Genomic DNA, 15,630 nt, shown 5'->3' with positions numbered 1-15,630 from the left:
GAACTTCACCCGGCGAACCGGCCTCAGCCCCAGCGTCCTTAGGAAGCGCAGAAGAGGCGCCGCTCAGCGGCGGCGCCGTCTCGATGGGCGGTTTATAGGCGGGACCCCCGAGACATGTCAACGGCCATTTTGAAAGTTTTTCGAGGGAAAGTGCTTTTGATTTGAAATCAATTACTTAGCTAGGAATCCGCTGTTCACAGCCCCTGGCCGATGCCGTTCCGCCGGAATTTTTCCCGCTGTCCTTCCCCGGGGTCGGACGAAGCCCCCGCGGGCCTTCAGCCCGCGCCATGCGCCTCCTGCCCCTGAACGGCCATTTCGTCGTTCAAGGCGTCGGCCAGGAAGGCGCTCATCGCCGCGACGGCAGCTCCCGGTCGGCCCGGCGCCAGATGCAGCGCGATCTCCGAAGCCGGCAGCGGTGGCAAGCCATGCTCGATCCCGAGCAGCTGCAGATCCGCGCGCGCGGTACCGGCCTTGACCACGGTCAGCGCCGCGCCGGAGGCCGCGACCGCCTCGACAGCGCCGATACTGGAGCTGGAGAACAGGATGCGCCAGCGCAGCCCCGCCTCGTTCAAGGCGTCCAGCGCCCATTCGCGGAACATGTTCGGCGCCTTCAGCAAGGCGAGCTGCAAGGGTTCTTCCGGAACAAAAGCCGTTCTATCCGAGCAAGCCCAGTGCGTCGGCTCGCGCCGCAGCACCTCGCCGCGGCCATCGCCCGCCTTCTGCGTGGCGAGCACGAGATCGAACTCCTCGCCGAGACTGTTGAGAAGATCGCGGGTGAAGCCCGTCGTCACCTCGAGCTCGACATCGGGATGGGAGCGGGCAAAGCGCGCCAATGTCTCGGGCAGCACGATCGTTGCGTAATCATCCATCACCGCGAGCCTGACCCGGCCGCTGACGCTCTGCGCATTGATGACGTCGAGCGCCTCGTCATGGAGCGCGACGATGCGGCGGGCATAGCCAAGGAATTGTTCGCCCGCGCGCGTGAGGAGAACCTCATGCGGCGAGCGCTGCAGCAAGGTCTGCCCGGCCAGCTCCTCGAGACGGCGGATCTGGGTGCTGACGGTCGACTGGCTGCGGAAGAGTGCCGCCGCGGCGCGGGTGAAGCTGCGCAGCTCCGCGATGGTGACGAAACTGCGCAGCAGATCGACGTCGATATTGCGCAGCATGGCCGAATGCCCCTCACCTCTTAACGATCCAGCGAGAGCCGTTATGCCAATTCGGCAAGCGTCTGTCCCATGGGCAGACGCGGCTGGCTGCCATGCGTGGCGCCGATCATGGAAATCGAAGAATTCAATTTTGTCTCAGGGCGCGGCGACGATAGCTTGCCGCGCAACGGGACATCAGGAGCCCGAGACCGGAGACGCATGAGATGCCCAGGCTGAGATCCGCAACCTCCACCCATGGCCGCAACATGGCCGGCGCCCGCGGCCTGTGGCGCGCCACAGGCATGAAGGACGGCGATTTCGGCAAGCCGATCGTCGCGGTGGTGAACTCCTTTACCCAGTTCGTGCCGGGCCATGTCCATCTCCAGGATCTCGGCCAGCTCGTCGCGCGCGAGATCGAGAAGGCCGGCGGCGTCGCCAAGGAGTTCAACACCATCGCGGTCGATGACGGCATCGCCATGGGCCATGACGGTATGCTCTACAGCCTGCCCTCGCGCGAGCTGATCGCCGACAGCGTCGAGTACATGGTCAACGCCCATTGCGCCGACGCGATGGTCTGCATCTCCAATTGCGACAAGATCACGCCCGGCATGCTGATGGCGGCGATGCGGCTGAACATCCCGACCGTCTTCGTTTCGGGCGGTCCGATGGAAGCCGGCAAGTTCATCGCCGAGGGCGTGCTGAAGAAGGTCGACCTCGTCGATGCGATGATCGCGGCCGCCGACGACAAATATACGGACGAGCAGGTCGACGTGATCGAGCGCTCGGCCTGCCCGACCTGCGGCTCCTGCTCGGGCATGTTCACCGCCAATTCGATGAACTGCCTGACCGAGGCGCTCGGCCTCGCCTTGCCGGGCAATGGCTCGACGCTCGCCACCCATGCCGACCGCAAGCGCCTCTTCGTCGAGGCGGGGCACCTGATCGTCGATCTCGCCCGGCGCTATTACGACCAGGACGACGAGAGCGTGCTGCCGCGCAATGTCGGCTCGTTCAAGGCCTTCGAGAACGCGATGACGCTCGACATCGCCATGGGCGGCTCGACCAATACGGTGCTGCATCTGCTGGCAGCAGCGCATGAGGCCGAGATCGACTTCACCATGGCCGATATCGACCGGCTCTCGCGCCGCGTGCCCGTGCTGTGCAAGGTCGCACCCGCCGTCGCGAACGTGCATATGGAAGACGTGCATCGCGCCGGCGGCATCATGGCGATCCTCGGCGAGCTCGACCGCGCCGGGCTGATCGACACCTCGCTGCCGACCGTCCACGCCACCACCATGGCCGAGGCGCTGGCGCGCTGGGACATCACGCAGACGACGAGCGAGGCGGTGCGCTCCTTCTATAGCGCGGCGCCCGGCGGCGTGCCGACCCAGACCGCCTTCAGCCAGGAGCGCCGCTTCGAGGAGTTGGACACCGACCGCAAGGCCGGCGTCATCCGCAGCGCGGAGCATGCCTATTCCAAGGATGGCGGCCTCGCCGTGCTGTTCGGCAATATCGCGCTCGACGGCTGCATCGTGAAGACGGCGGGCGTCGATGCCTCGATCCTGAAGTTCTCCGGTCCGGCCGTGATCTTCGAGAGCCAGGATGCTGCGGTCGAGGGCATCCTCAACCGCAAGGTCAATCCGGGCGATATCGTGCTGATCCGCTATGAGGGGCCGCGCGGCGGGCCTGGCATGCAGGAGATGCTCTATCCGACGAGCTATCTGAAGTCGAAGGGGCTGGGCAAAGCCTGCGCGCTGGTCACCGACGGGCGCTTCTCGGGCGGCTCGTCCGGCCTCTCGATCGGCCATGTCTCGCCGGAAGCGGCCGAGGGCGGCGCGATCGGCCTGGTCGAGAGCGGCGACATCATCGCGATCGACATCCCCAACCGCAGCATCACGCTGCAGGTTTCCGATGAGGAGCTCGCACGACGCCGCGCCGCGATGGAAGCCAGGGGCAAGGATGCCTGGAAGCCGGCAGCACCGCGCAAGCGCAAGGTCTCGACCGCGCTCAAGGCCTATGCCGCGACGACGACGAGTGCCGCGAAGGGCGCCGTCCGGGTCGTCGACTGAGGCGAGAGCCTCCGCCCGGCCGGCTCCATCCGGCCGGGCTCGCCATTCCCATGCCGAATCCGGGGTCCTCTCCCCGTGCTGCCTTAGCGTTGGGCGCCTCTCGGCAACCCGGCACCGACGCAGCCGTCGGATCCCGCCTCGCGGCCGTCGCAGATGCTTTGAAACGACGAACGCCGCGCCTGCCGGCGCGGCGTTCGAATTCCGACAGGGACCGGATCAGCTCTTGAGCTTGGTGTTGCACTGGCTCCAGTAGCCGCCGCCCTTCTCAATCCATTTCAGATCGCCATTGGCGTTCGCCGCCTTGTTGGCGTTGTACTGATCGACGCAGGTCTTGAGGCGGGCCTTTCCGGCCGTCTCGCTCGAATATTTCTGCGGCACTGGGCCTTGCGGAAGTCGTTCCACTTCTGGCCCTTCAGAGTATTGGCCTTCTTGGCGTCCTGATATTTGACGCTGCATTCCTTCATCGTCAGGGCCGAGGCCGGCGACGCAGCGAAGGACATCAAAGCAAGGGCTGACGCGGATGCGAGAACGAAAGTCCTGAACATGACGGTCTCCATAGCGAGGCTTCTCTGCCGCGAGCGGCATCGCACTCCTATTCTTGCGGCGATGCAAGCCCTTTTCCGGCGCCCCCAACAACGTTTCACGGACTGCGCGGTTCCATTCCGCTCGCTTGCAACACGTCTTTCGACGGCATGATGACAACCGCCCTCCCCGGCTTGCCGGGGCCGGGCCTTTGCCGCCATGGTGCCGGCCCTGCGAAGCACCGGAGACAGCATGGCAAGACCATCCGACGCGGCGAAAGACCGAGACCTGATCCGCATCCTCTCGGAGAATGCGCGCCTGCCCCTCTCGGACATCGCCAGGATGCTCGGCGTCTCGCGTGCGACCGTCCAGGGGCGGCTGGCCCGGCTGGAGCGCGACGGAGTCATCGCCGGCTACACGACCATCCTCGGCAAGGCCGCCCGGCCTGCCACGACGATCGCGGCGCTCGTCATGATCGAACTCGAGGTCAAGCGGCAGGGCGGCGTCGTCGCAGCGCTGAAGAAGCGGCCGGAGATCGTGCAGTGCCACACGCTGAGCGGCCATTTCGACCTCTCCGTGAAAGTCGAATGCGAGACCGCGAGCGATCTCGACGCGGTGATCGACTGGATCGCCGAGATGGAGGGCGTGCGCCGCACGACATCCTCGGTGATTCTCGCGCGGAAATTCGAGCGCTGAGGCGGCTTCGACCGGCGCGATCATTTCCCWTCGATTTCAATCATAATCCTTCGATATGACCAATCATAAGCCGTCRTATCGACGATCCGCCCGTTAAACGACGCAGCCCTTCGCTCCAGCATGGCGTCAGGGAACGGTCCGCTGGGGGCCGGCCATGTCAGGGGATCGTCATGACCTTCCAGAAGCAGCGCATCGCCGTACTCGGCGCGGGCCAGATCGGCGCCATCATCGCCGGCATGCTGGCCGAGCAGGGCCATGAGGTCACGCTGGCCGATGCCTCGAAAGCCCAGCTCGCCCATGCCGCCGGCAAGCGCTTCGGCACGGCGGTGGTCGATGCGGCCGATCTCGGAGCGCTCAGCACCTTCCTGCGCGACCGCGACATCGTCGTCAGCGCCTGCCCCTATTTCCTGAACAAGGGCATCGCCAAGGTCGCGGCCGAGACGAAGACGCATTATTTCGACCTGACCGAGGACGTCGCCACCACCGCCTATGTCAAGGAACTCGGCCGGAGCGCCGATGTCGCGCTCGTGCCGCAATGCGGTCTGGCGCCCGGCTTCATCTGCATCCTCGGCGCCGACATGGCGGCGCGCTTCGACAGCGTGCGCACCATCAAGATGCGCGTCGGGGCACTGCCGCTCTACCCGACCAACGCGCTGCGCTACAACGTCACCTGGTCGGTCGACGGGCTGATCAACGAATACTGCAACCCTTGCGAGATCGTCTTCGACGGCCAGTCGACGCTGGTGCCGGCGCTCGAGGGTATCGAAGGCGTGATGATCGACGGCGTCGCCTACGAGGCCTTCAACACCTCCGGCGGGCTGGGAACGCTGACCGAGACGCTGGCCGGCAAGGTCCGCAACATGAGCTACAAGACGCTGCGCTATCCCGGCCATGCCGAGATCATGAAGCTCCTGCTGCGCGATCTCGATCTCGCCGATGACCGCGAGACGATGCGGCGCATTCTCAGTCACTCCGCCCCTTTCACCCGCAAGGATGTCGTCGTGATCTTCGTCACCGGCGTGGGCGAGCGCGCCGGCCGGCTGGAAGAGGAGAGCGTGGTGCTGCGCTATGACGGCAATGACGAGCTCGGCGCCATCCAGCTCACCACCGCCGCCGGCTGCGTCGCCATGATCGAGCTCTTCCTCGCCGGCAAGCTGCCCGCCAAGGGCTTCGTGCGGCAGGAGGATGCCGCGCTCGCCGATTTCCTGGCGACGAAGGCCGGAACGCGGCTGGTCCGCGAGGCGCGCGGAGCGGATGCGTCGGGGCTCAAGCTCGCGCCGGCGATCAAGAACGCGGCCTGACGCAGAGGCGCAGCAGCCCGGCCGAGCTCGACGGCGCGCCTTCACGCCCTTGTGTGCAGAGGTGTGGGACAATGTCCCCACGCTTCAGCTATGTCGGGGGCGTGAACCCGCATGATGGAGAGCGGTCGTGACAGCTCCGCTGCGCGCAGAGGCCGAAGCCGTCCAGGGCGTCGCCATCCATGGCGACGCCGGGCGGACGACCGCGCGGACAGGTCCGGCCGACAGAAAGCCTGCAAGCGGCAAGAACGCTGCGAACGGCAAGAAGGCCGGGCTGAGGGAGTGGCTGCCCTGGCTCGACCGGCAGGGCCGGTTTTCGGGCCTGCGGGCCGCCGCTTTCGCACTGACCCTGCTGCCGGCCGTGCTGATCATCTACGCCGCCTGGATGGGCCAGCTCGGCTCGAAGCCCTGGACGGAGGCGATCCACCGCACGGGCATCTGGGCGGTCAGGCTGCTTGTGCTGTCGCTCGCGATCTCGCCGCTCCGGCGGCTCCTGGACTGGGGCAAGCTGATCGGGGTCCGGCGCATGCTCGGGCTCTCGATCATGGCCTATGCGCTGGGCCATCTCGGCCTCCATTGCATCGACATGGCCTTCGACTGGGGGCTAATCGTCTCCGAGATCGTCAAGCGCTTCTATCTGACGATCGGCTTCGTCGCGCTGCTGGGCCTTTGCGCGCTCGGCGCGACCTCGACGGACGGGATGATCCGCCGGCTCGGCAAGAACTGGCAGAGGCTGCACAACCTTGTCTATCCGATCGCAGGGCTGGCGCTGCTGCATTTCGCGCTGCAGTCCAAGATCGACGTGACCGAGCCCGCGCTGATGAGCGGGCTGTTCATCCTGCTCTTGTTCTATCGCGGCCTCTATCGCTGGAAGCTGCCGGTTTCGCTGCCCGCCCTCGCCGGCCTCGCCGTGCTGGCCGGGCTCGCCACGGCGCTGCTCGAAACCGGCTGGTATGCGCTGACCAGCGGCGTCTCGCCCTGGCTCGTCTTCCAGGCCAATGCCGACCTCCTGACCTATTGGGACTATGCCTCGATCAGGCCGGCGCATTGGGTGACGCTGGCCGGGCTCGCCGTCGTGGCGGCGCGGGCGTGGCGCGCCCGCAAGCCCCGTCCGCCGCGCCCGGCGCGGCAGCCGGCGACGGCCTGAGAGGGCGCCCGCGGGCCTGCGCAAAAACTTTCCCAGTTTCGCCGTTTTCGAAATCGAAAACGGTTTCCTCCGCGCGCCCTCATGCTAACCCTATTCCATGCCTGATGATTTGCATGCCCAACCGACAGCCGATGTGGCGGAAGCCGAACTCGCTTCGGAAGGCATAGCGCGCTCGGACACCTCGCCTTTCGTCCCGCTGCGGCAACCGATCTTCCGGGCCGTCTGGTTCGCCAGCCTCGCCTCCAATTTCGGCGGCCTCGTCCAGGCGGTCGGTGCCTCCTGGATGATGGCCTCGATCTCGCCTTCGGCGGAAATGGTGGCGCTGGTCCAGGCTTCGACGACGCTGCCGGTGATGCTGTTCTCGCTCGCGGCCGGGGCGATCTCCGACAATTACGACCGGCGCCGGATCATGCTGACCGCGCAGTTCTTCATGCTGGCCGTCTCTGTCGGGCTCGCGGCCTGCGCCTGGCTCGGGCTGATCACGCCCTGGCTGCTCCTGAGCTTCACCTTTCTGATCGGCTGCGGCACGGCCCTCAACAACCCGGCCTGGCAATCCTCGGTGGGGGACATGGTGCCGCGCCGCGACGTGCCGGCGGCGGTGACGCTGAACAGCGTCGCCTTCAACATCGCGCGCAGCGTCGGCCCCGCCATCGGCGGCGCCATCGTCGCCGCGGCCGGCGCGGTCGCCGCCTTCGTGATCAACGCCTTCTCCTATATCGGCCTGATCACCGTGCTCGCCCGCTGGCAACCGCCCAAGGTCGAGCGGGTGTTGCCGCGCGAGACGCTGTTCATCGCGATGGGCGCGGGCGTGCGCTATGTCGCGATGTCGCCGAACATCCGCGCGGTGATCCTGCGCGCCTTCGCCTTCGGCTTCGGCGCGATCGTCGGCCTCGCCCTGCTGCCGCTGGTGGCGCGCGACCTGATCCGCGGCGGGCCGCTGACCTATGGCATCCTGCTCGGCGGCTTCGGGGCCGGCGCCGTCGCCGGCGCCTTCATGAGCGCCCGCCTGCGCCGGGTGATGAGCACGGAAGCCTTGGTCCGCTCGACCTTCATCGCCTATGCGGTCGGCATCCTGCTGGTGGCCTTCAGCCGGACGATCTGGATGACGATCCCCGGCCTCTTCGTCTGCGGCGCCTGCTGGGTGCTGGCGYTCTCGACCTTCAACGCCACGGTCCAGCTCTCGGCGCCGCGCTGGGTCGTGGGCCGGGCGCTGGCGATCTACCAGATGGCCACCTTCGGCGGCATGGCGATGGGCAGCTGGGCCTGGGGGCGCACGGCGCTGCTGTTCGGAACGGACCGAGGCCTGCAGCTTTCGGCCATCGCCCTGCTGATCGGGGCGGGCCTGGGCCTGCTCTACAGGCTGCCGCCGCTGGAGGAGCTCAATCTCGATCCGCTCAGCCGCTGGCGCGAGCCCAAGGTCGCGGTCGATATCGAGCCACGCAGCGGGCCGGTGATCGTCACCGTCGAGTACATCATCAAGCCGGAGGACGTCGTCGCCTTCCTGAACGTGATGGCGGAGCGCCGCCGCATCCGCCGGCGCGACGGCGCGCGCCACTGGACGCTGCTGCGCGACCTGACCGATCCGACGCTCTGGTTCGAGCGCTACGACAGCCCGACCTGGGTCGAATATGTCCGGCAGAACCAGCGGGTGACGCAGGCCGACGCCGAAATCGGGGAGCGCGTGCGCGCCTTGCACAGCGGGCCGAACCCGCCCGTCGTCCACCGCATGATCGAGCGGCAGACCGCCTCGCTCACCTCGGCCCCGGCCACCGCCCCGTCGACCTCCGTGCCCGTCGCCACCCCGCTGGGGGACCCGTCGCGGGCCGGCTAGAGCCGGATGATTTCAGATGGGATCACCTCATGGATCCCATCCGAAATCTGAAGCCGTCCCGACCGAAAAGCGGGTGCGATCAGCCGACGATCCAGAGCCCGGCAAGCCCGACCAAGCCGACGATGATCCGCCACCAGGCGAAGACCGCGAAGCCGCGCTTCGAGACGAAGTCGAGGAAGGAGCGCACCACGATCAGCGCCGAGAAGAAAGCGGCGACGAAGCCGATGACGATCAGCATGCTGTCGTTGAAGGTCAGGTCCTTGTAGCTTTTCAGGAGATCGTAGGCGAAGGCGCCCGCCATGGTCGGCATGGCGAGGAAGAAGGAGAACTCGGCCGCCGCCCGCTTGCTGGCGCCGAGCAGCATCGCTCCGACGATCGTGGCGCCGGAGCGGGAGACGCCGGGGATCATTGCGAGGCACTGGAAGAAGCCGATCTTGAGATACATCGGCAGCGTGAAGGCGGTCGCGTCGGTGTATTTCTCCTGGAGCTCCAGCTCGTCGACCACGAGCAGGACGAGCCCGCCGGCGATCAGCGCGCAGCAGACGATCAGGGGATTGAACAGCACGCCCTTGATGAAGCCGTGCAGGAGCGCGCCGATGATGGCCGCAGKCAGGAAGGCGACCAGCACGCCGATGACGAAGCGCCGGGCGGCAGGATCGCTCGGGAGGCGCAGCGCGATGTCGAGCAGGCGGCGGAAATAGACCAGCAGGATCGCTAGGATCGCGCCAAGCTGGATCAGGACCTCGAAGGTCTTGCCGTTCGATTCGAAGCCGAGGAAGTGGCCCAGCAGCAGGAGATGGCCCGTCGAGGAGACCGGCAGGAACTCAGTGAGGCCCTCGACGATGCCGAGGACGAAGGCTTCGATGAGATTCTGCATGGGAGAACGTCCTCGTGCGACTTGGATCCGCGCCGGCTGGCTTCGGTCGATGCGTTACCGGCTTACGCCCGGCTCTTTGCAAATTGGTTACCACTTCGCCAATGAACCCAGGCAAATCGTCCGCGTCCGCTTCCCCCGCGCTTGTGGCGCTTTTCGGGCGTGATATGAGCGGGCGCTGGACGCATAGCGGGGATTTTTCTGGCCTCTCGCCCCGCTCCGGCCGCATTTGACCCGCTTCAAGGCTTCATGAGTGCCATGGCGACGCTGTACCATTATCCGCTATGCCCGCATTCGCGCTTCATCCGTCTCGTGCTCGGTGAATTCGGYATGGAGGCCGAGCTGGTCGAGGAGCGTGTCTGGGAGAGGCGCTCGACTGGTTCAACCTGAAGTTCCATGACGAGATCACCGGGCCGCTGGTCCTCGAAAAGGTGATGAAGCGTTTCATGAGCCGCGACGAAGGCGGTGGCCCGCCGGAGATGGGCGCGATCCGCGCGGCGCGCTCCAATGTGCGCTATCATCTGCGCTACATCTCCTGGCTGCTCGCCAAGCGGAACTGGCTGGCGGGCGCCGGGCTGAGCTATGCGGACCTCGCCGCGGCGGCGCATCTTTCCTGCGTCGACTATCTCGGTGACGTGCCCTGGGAAGAGGACGAGACGGCGCGCGCATGGTACGCCCGAATCAAATCGCGGCCGAGCTTCCGGCCGCTGCTGAGCGACCGGGTGCCGGGCATGGCTCCGAGCGCCCATTACGACAATCTGGACTTCTGAGCGGCGAGGCGCTGAAGCGCGCCATCGCCGCGCGCGCCCGCACCGAGGGCTTCGCCGCGATGCGCGTCGCGGCGGCCGATGCGATTCCGCTCGCGCCGGGCCGGCTCAAGGCCTGGCTCGAGGCCGGCTATCACGGCGACATGGCCTGGATGGACGAGCGCACCGCCCAGCGCGCCGATCCGCGGGCGCTGTGGAGCGAGGTCCGTTCCGTCATCATGCTCGGGATGAACTATGCCGGCGAGGGCGACCCGCTCGCCATGCTCGCCCACCCCGACAAGGGCGCGATCTCCCTCTATGCCCGCCGGCGCGACTATCACGACGTCATCAAGGGCAAGCTCAAGAGCGTGGCCGGGCTGCTCGCGGCGCGCGGCGGCGGCGACGTCAAGGTCTTCGTCGATACCGCCCCGGTCATGGAGAAGCCGCTGGCGCAGGCGGCCGGGCTCGGCTGGCAAGGCAAGCACACCGTGCTCGTCTCGCGCGAGCACGGCTCCTGGCTCCTGCTCGGCGCGATCTACACCACAGCCGAATTGCCGACCGACGAGCCCGAGCGCGACCATTGCGGCTCCTGCCGGCGCTGCCTCGACATCTGCCCGACCGCGGCCTTCCCGGCGCCTTACCAGCTCGATGCGCGCCGCTGCATCGCCTATCTCACCATCGAGCATCCCGGCCATATCGACGCGGAGCTGCGCAGCGGCATCGGCAACCGCATCTTCGGCTGCGACGACTGCCTCGCCGTCTGCCCCTGGAACAAGTTCGCCGAAAGTGCGCAGGAAACCCGCCTCGCCCTGAAGGACGAGCTCGACGGGCTGTCCCTGGCCGAGCTCGCCGGCCTCGACGATGCGGCCTTCCGCACGCTCTTCGCCGGCACGCCGGTGAAGCGGACCGGGCGTGACCGCTTCCTGCGCAACGTGCTGATCGCGATCGGCAATAGCGGCCGGCCGGAGCTGGCCGCCAGCGCCCTTGCGCATCTCGACGCGCCCTCCCCGCTGGTGCGTGCCATGGCGGTCTGGGCGCTCGGCCGCCTCGATCCGGCGCAGGCTGCCCTCTTGGCGCCGACGAGCCTGCGCACGGAAACCGACCATCAGGTGCAGGCCGAATGGGCCGCCCTGCTCCCGCAGACGGAAGATGCCGCATGAAACTGCTGATCCTCGGCCTCGGCTATTCGGCCGGCTTCTTCGCGCGCGCCGCGCTCGCCCGCGGCTGGGAAGTGACCGGCACCTCCCGCTCGGCCGAGCGGGCCGCGGAGCTCAGCCGCGAAGGCATCCGCACGCTGGTCTTCGGCGGCTTCGCAGTCTCGTCCCCGCTCGCCAAGGCTGTGGCGGAGGCCGAAGCCGTGCTCGTCTCGGTCCAGCCGGGCGAGGACGGCGACCCCGTGCTGCAAAGGCTGCGCAACGAACTCGCCACCGCGCCGGCGCTGCGCTGGATCGGCTATCTCTCGACCATCGGCGTCTATGGCGACCAGGGCGGCGCCTGGATCGACGAAAGCCAGCCGGTGAATCCGGGCAGCGCCCGCAACAGGCTGCGCGTCGCGATCGAAGAGGACTGGCTGGCGCTGGGGCGCGACAGCGGCAAGGCCGTGCAGATCTTCCGCCTTTCCGGCATCTACGGCCCCGGCCGCAACCCCATCGCCAAATTGCGCGAGGGCAAGGCGACGCGGCTCGTCAAGCCGGGCCAGGTCTTCAACCGCATCCATGTCGACGACATCGCCGGCATCCTGATGGCGTCGCTCGCGCAGCCGCGCAACGGCGCGATCTACAACGCGACCGATGATGAGCCGGCTCCGCCGCAGGATGTCGTCAGCTTCGCCGCGGGGCTGACCGGGCTGGAGCCGCCGCCCGAAATCTCATTCGGCGAAGCGAAGCTCTCACCGATGGCCGCGAGCTTCTACGGCGAGAACAAGCGGGTCTCGAATGCGCTGGTGAAGCGGGAACTCGGCTACGCCTTCCGCTATCCGACCTATCGCGAAGCGTTGAAGGCGCTGGCCGCAGCCGGCGAATGAACGGCCGTCAGGCGGCGTAGCGCGAGTTCTCGCCGCCGTAATACTGGGCATAGCGCCTGTCGATCGCCGAGACGGGCAGCACGACGAGCACGTCGGTCGTTCCGAACTGGCGGTCGAYGACCGCRCCGGAGCCGAAGCGGGCGCCGAGCCKGAGRTAGCCCTTGATCAGCGGCGGCAKCWGCTTCAGCGCGAGCTTGTAGTCGACCATCTCCGCGGGCAGCCGGTCCATGCCGACGAGATGCTCGGGATGCGCCTCAGCACTCCATTCGCCCTGCGAGCGGGCATGGTGGTGCAGGAAGCTCAGCGGCAAGGCGAGCGCGTCAGGGTCGGTGCCGTCGAAGGAGGCGCAGCCGAACATGGCGTCGATGCGGTGATGCTCCAGATAGGCCCAGATACCAGACCAGAGCAGCTCGACGGTGCGTTTGTTGCGGTAAGGCTGCAGCACGCAGGAGCGGCCGAGCTCGAGGAAGCGCTGGCCGGGATGGCGTGCCAGCAGGGGCGCGAGATCGAACTCGCTTTGCGTATAGAAGCCGCCCAGCCGATTCGCCGCGCTCTGCCGCATCAGGCGGTAGGTGCCGACGACCTTCGGCTTGATGCCGCCGAAACGGCCCTTCGCCGCGTGATCGATGACGAGCAGATGATCGCAGGCCTTGTCGAAGCGGTCGGCATCGCGGCGGAACATGCGGGCGATCACATCGGGCTTCGCCGACATTTCCTGGTAGAAGACGCGGTAGCGCAGCCGCTGCGCGCGCCAGATCTCGCGGGGGCCGCGCGCCAGCCTAACTTCGAGCGAGCCGAGCCGGCCCAGGCTCCCCGAAAGCGGCGCTGATTCGCCGGCTTCCAATCCGTAACGGCGCATCGCCCCGCCCGTGATGAGCATCATCGGAGCGAGGCGCGAAAGCAGGGGATTGCCGGCGGAAAACCGGGCCGGCAGCGCGTTCGATCGCTCAGAAACGTGCAATGCCATCGCCTGTCTCACCCTCTAAGCCGCTTCCGGCATCCGGGAAGGCTTGCTCCGCGCATCTTACAACTTCGCGACAAAACTGCGTCGAAGCGGTGACGCCCGTCAAGCCGACAATGTCCGCGAGGCCTCCTTGCCGAGGTGATCGAGCCAGCGCAGCAGCGCCGCGCGCTCGAGCGGTTTGGCGAGACAATCATCCATTCCCGCGGCGAGCGCGGCCTCGCGATCCGCCGCCGAAACATTGGCCGTGACGGCCAGCAGCGGCAAGCGCCGGATGCGGCCACGCTCCGCTTCCAGCGTCCGCACGGCACGGGCGCAGTCCAGCCCGGTCATCACCGGCATGCGGATATCGAGAAGCGCGAGATCGAGCGGCGCGGCCGCGCCGGCGAGGCTGGCCTCGATCCGCTGCAGGGCCTCGCGCCCGTCGCGGACCCAGATGACCGAGGAGCCGAGACGCTCCAGCGTCCGCGTCAGCAGTAGCGCATTGATCTCGTTATCCTCCGCGACGAGGATATTGAGGGGCTTGCGCACCGGCGATCTGGCGGCCTGGCTCTTGCCTGTAGCCGGCAAGGTTTGGGGAAAGCGCGTACCCAGCCGCTCATAGAGCGAGCGGGCGCGGACGGGCTTGATGAGGAAGCCCGAGAATCCCGCGGCCTGCGGCGAGCCGAACTGGCGCCGTGCCAGGGACGACAGCAGGATCAGGCAATCGCGGATGCCCGCCTCCCGCACCGTTTCCGCCAGCTCCTTCGCCGCGCCGTCACCGAGCGCATGGTCGATCAGCACCGCGGTCACCGGGCGTTCGCCGGCAAGGGTCGCCCGCGCGGCCTCCGCGGAGGCCGCGACGGAGACCGCCGCACCCGTGGCCCGGATCGACTCCCACAGGAAGCGGGCCGCGAAGGGCGCAGGAGAAGCGAGCAGGACATGCTGCTCCGGCCAGTGCGGGATCGGCACCGTCTCGGCGCCCGGCGCCGCGGCCAGCGGCAGGATCACGCGGAAGCTCGCGCCCTCGCCGAGGCGGCTCTCCGCCCGGACCTCGCCCTCCATCAGCCCGACCAGCCGCCGCACGATGGCGAGGCCGAGGCCGGTACCGGCATGGCGGATTCCGGGGCCATGATCCAGTTGCTCGAACTCCCCGAAAATGACCTCGAGCCTGTCGGCCGGAATGCCGGGCCCGGTATCGGAGACCAGGATCTCGACCATTCTCCCCACCCGCCGCACGCTCAGGCCGACGCCGCCGGCATCGGTGAACTTGACGGCGTTGCCGACCAGATTGAGCAGGATCTGCCGCAGGCGGTCGCGATCGCCGACGAGCTGCGCCGGCAGTTCCGGCGCGATATAGGCCGCAAGCTCGATTCCCTTGGCCTGGGCCCGGGGCGCCATCAGCTCGGAGACCGTCTCGACCAGCTGGACGACATCGAAGGGTTCCTCGACGAGCTCCAGCCGGCCAGCTTCCACCTTGGCGAAGTCGAGAATGTCGTCGACGAGGGCGAGCAGCGCCTCGCCGGAGATGCGCAGGGCCTGGACATAGGTCGACTGCTCGCCATCGAGGCCGGTATCGGCCAGCAGATCGGACATGCCGAGGATGCCGTTCAGCGGCGTGCGGAATTCGTGGCTCACCGTGGCGAGGAAGCGCGACTTCGCCTCATTGGCGGCCTCGGCCCGGGCGCGGGCCTCGACCAGCGCGTCCTCATCGGCGATACGGGCGGAGATGTCGCGGCCGACGCGCTGGATCAAGGTGCGGCCGCCTGGGCCTGGAACCGCCGTCTCGATCCAGGCGATCCAGCGCTCCCCGACATAGGTCGCGAGGCATTCGTCGAAACTGCGGGCTCCGCCGTCGAGCGTCCGCAGCGCCCGCGAGGCGAGCTGCGGCAATTGCGCCTCGCTGCCGACGAGATCGTTCTCCTCGGCGCCGAACAGCGCGGCATAGGCGGTATTCGCGTAGATGATGCGGGCCCCATCGCGCTGGACGATGAAATCGCCCTGAGCCTCGACCAGGCTGCGATAGCGCTGCTCGCTGTCGGCCAGCGTCCAGAGCTGGTCGTTCAGCGTCTCGACCTCATGGGTGAGCGATGCAAGCTGGCGGCGTGTGCGCGCCAGCTGCCTCAGCGCGAGGACGCCGCCCGTTCCCAGCAGGGCGACGATGACGGCGGCAGCGATGACGAACCATGTCCAGGACGAGAGAGCCATGCTCCCCGTCTAAGGCCGCCGCCCTGAAAAAAGCCGCTTGAGGAAAGCGCGATTTTGCCGTCAGCTTTCAAGCAAGGCTTAACCTTGGGGGCTGGCGGGGCAGCTCGGCTTTTCCCGAAACCGCGGGACCGGGG

The 15,630-nt window shown here is 67.6% G+C and carries 12 protein-coding genes and 1 pseudogene; 8 read left to right on the top strand and 5 right to left on the bottom strand.

What is annotated here, in order from left to right; all coding sequences use genetic code 11:
• Positions 1-275: 275 nt before the first annotated feature.
• Complete coding sequence (locus AB4Y99_RS00765) at positions 276-1,166, bottom strand: LysR substrate-binding domain-containing protein (RefSeq protein WP_133566013.1); 891 nt, start codon at positions 1,164-1,166, stop codon at positions 276-278.
• A gap of 203 nt (positions 1,167-1,369) precedes the next feature.
• Between AB4Y99_RS00765 and ilvD the strand changes: the two genes are divergently transcribed.
• Positions 1,370-3,211: a dihydroxy-acid dehydratase gene (gene ilvD, locus AB4Y99_RS00760; RefSeq protein WP_441522030.1), complete on the top strand. Its 1,842-nt coding sequence runs from the start codon at positions 1,370-1,372 to the stop codon at positions 3,209-3,211.
• Between the two features lie 216 nt (positions 3,212-3,427).
• Here ilvD and AB4Y99_RS00755 read toward each other — a convergent pair whose 3' ends face one another.
• Complete coding sequence (locus AB4Y99_RS00755; protein ID WP_441522032.1) at positions 3,428-3,613, bottom strand: hypothetical protein; 186 nt, start codon at positions 3,611-3,613, stop codon at positions 3,428-3,430.
• 372 nt (positions 3,614-3,985) lie between these two features.
• Here AB4Y99_RS00755 and AB4Y99_RS00750 point away from each other — a divergent pair, with 372 nt between their 5' ends.
• The 4 genes from AB4Y99_RS00750 (at position 3,986) to AB4Y99_RS00735 (ending at position 8,705) form a co-directional block, all read left to right on the top strand.
• Positions 3,986-4,429 (top strand): Lrp/AsnC family transcriptional regulator, encoded by a 444-nt coding sequence (locus tag AB4Y99_RS00750; RefSeq protein WP_113254413.1) that lies wholly within the window; start codon positions 3,986-3,988, stop codon positions 4,427-4,429.
• A 170-nt stretch (positions 4,430-4,599) separates the two neighbouring features.
• A complete protein-coding gene (locus tag AB4Y99_RS00745; RefSeq protein ID WP_142022193.1) occupies positions 4,600-5,730 on the top strand; it encodes a saccharopine dehydrogenase family protein in 1,131 nt (376 codons plus the stop codon).
• Between the two features lie 127 nt (positions 5,731-5,857).
• The gene (locus tag AB4Y99_RS00740; RefSeq protein WP_441522029.1) at positions 5,858-6,874 is read left to right on the top strand and encodes a protein-methionine-sulfoxide reductase heme-binding subunit MsrQ; all 1,017 of its coding nucleotides are present in this window, start codon (positions 5,858-5,860) and stop codon (positions 6,872-6,874) included.
• A 133-nt stretch (positions 6,875-7,007) separates the two neighbouring features.
• The gene (locus AB4Y99_RS00735) at positions 7,008-8,705 is read left to right on the top strand and encodes an MFS transporter (RefSeq protein ID WP_441522028.1); all 1,698 of its coding nucleotides are present in this window, start codon (positions 7,008-7,010) and stop codon (positions 8,703-8,705) included.
• 79 nt (positions 8,706-8,784) lie between these two features.
• On the opposite strand, the gene AB4Y99_RS00730 is transcribed toward AB4Y99_RS00735, so the two are convergent.
• Entirely contained in the window at positions 8,785-9,582 is a 798-nt protein-coding gene (locus AB4Y99_RS00730; RefSeq protein WP_441522027.1) for an undecaprenyl-diphosphate phosphatase, read from the bottom strand.
• A gap of 255 nt (positions 9,583-9,837) precedes the next feature.
• On the opposite strand from AB4Y99_RS00730, the pseudogene AB4Y99_RS00725 reads away from it, so the two are divergent.
• From AB4Y99_RS00725 to AB4Y99_RS00715, 3 genes and pseudogenes are all read left to right on the top strand, one after another.
• Positions 9,838-10,349, top strand: a pseudogene (locus AB4Y99_RS00725) (glutathione S-transferase family protein).
• A complete protein-coding gene (gene queG / locus AB4Y99_RS00720) occupies positions 10,247-11,485 on the top strand; it encodes a tRNA epoxyqueuosine(34) reductase QueG (RefSeq protein ID WP_441522026.1) in 1,239 nt (412 codons plus the stop codon). The pseudogene AB4Y99_RS00725 and the gene queG overlap by 103 nt, the downstream one beginning before the upstream one ends.
• Positions 11,482-12,348 (top strand): SDR family oxidoreductase, encoded by an 867-nt coding sequence (locus AB4Y99_RS00715; protein ID WP_441522025.1) that lies wholly within the window; start codon positions 11,482-11,484, stop codon positions 12,346-12,348. Before queG ends, AB4Y99_RS00715 begins: the two co-directional genes overlap by 4 nt.
• 7 nt (positions 12,349-12,355) lie before the next feature.
• On the opposite strand, the gene olsB is transcribed toward AB4Y99_RS00715, so the two are convergent.
• Entirely contained in the window at positions 12,356-13,315 is a 960-nt protein-coding gene (olsB, locus tag AB4Y99_RS00710) for a l-ornithine N(alpha)-acyltransferase (RefSeq protein ID WP_441522024.1), read from the bottom strand.
• A gap of 99 nt (positions 13,316-13,414) precedes the next feature.
• Positions 13,415-15,496, bottom strand: a complete 2,082-nt coding sequence (locus AB4Y99_RS00705) for a hybrid sensor histidine kinase/response regulator (RefSeq protein ID WP_441522023.1) — start codon at positions 15,494-15,496, stop codon at positions 13,415-13,417.
• Positions 15,497-15,630: the final 134 nt, after the last annotated feature.

Origin of the sequence: Allobosea sp. TAB14 (genome assembly GCF_052113865.1) — a bacterium.
In the GTDB taxonomy this organism is placed as follows: Bacteria; Pseudomonadota; Alphaproteobacteria; order Rhizobiales; family Beijerinckiaceae; genus Allobosea; species Allobosea spartocytisi.
The sequence above is the reverse complement of the archived record's forward strand: the minus strand, read 5'-3'. Positions and strand labels throughout refer to the sequence as shown.

Coding starts and splice junctions, on each gene's coding strand:
- ilvD (WP_441522030.1), top strand. CDS start 1,370: ATGCCCAGGCTGAGATCCGCAACCTCCACCCATGGCCGCAACATGGCC.
- AB4Y99_RS00715 (WP_441522025.1), top strand. CDS start 11,482: ATGAAACTGCTGATCCTCGGCCTCGGCTATTCGGCCGGCTTCTTCGCG.
- AB4Y99_RS00765 (WP_133566013.1), bottom strand. CDS start 1,166: ATGCTGCGCAATATCGACGTCGATCTGCTGCGCAGTTTCGTCACCATC.
- AB4Y99_RS00750 (WP_113254413.1), top strand. CDS start 3,986: ATGGCAAGACCATCCGACGCGGCGAAAGACCGAGACCTGATCCGCATC.
- AB4Y99_RS00705 (WP_441522023.1), bottom strand. CDS start 15,496: ATGGCTCTCTCGTCCTGGACATGGTTCGTCATCGCTGCCGCCGTCATC.
- AB4Y99_RS00745 (WP_142022193.1), top strand. CDS start 4,600: ATGACCTTCCAGAAGCAGCGCATCGCCGTACTCGGCGCGGGCCAGATC.
- queG (WP_441522026.1), top strand. CDS start 10,247: ATGGTACGCCCGAATCAAATCGCGGCCGAGCTTCCGGCCGCTGCTGAG.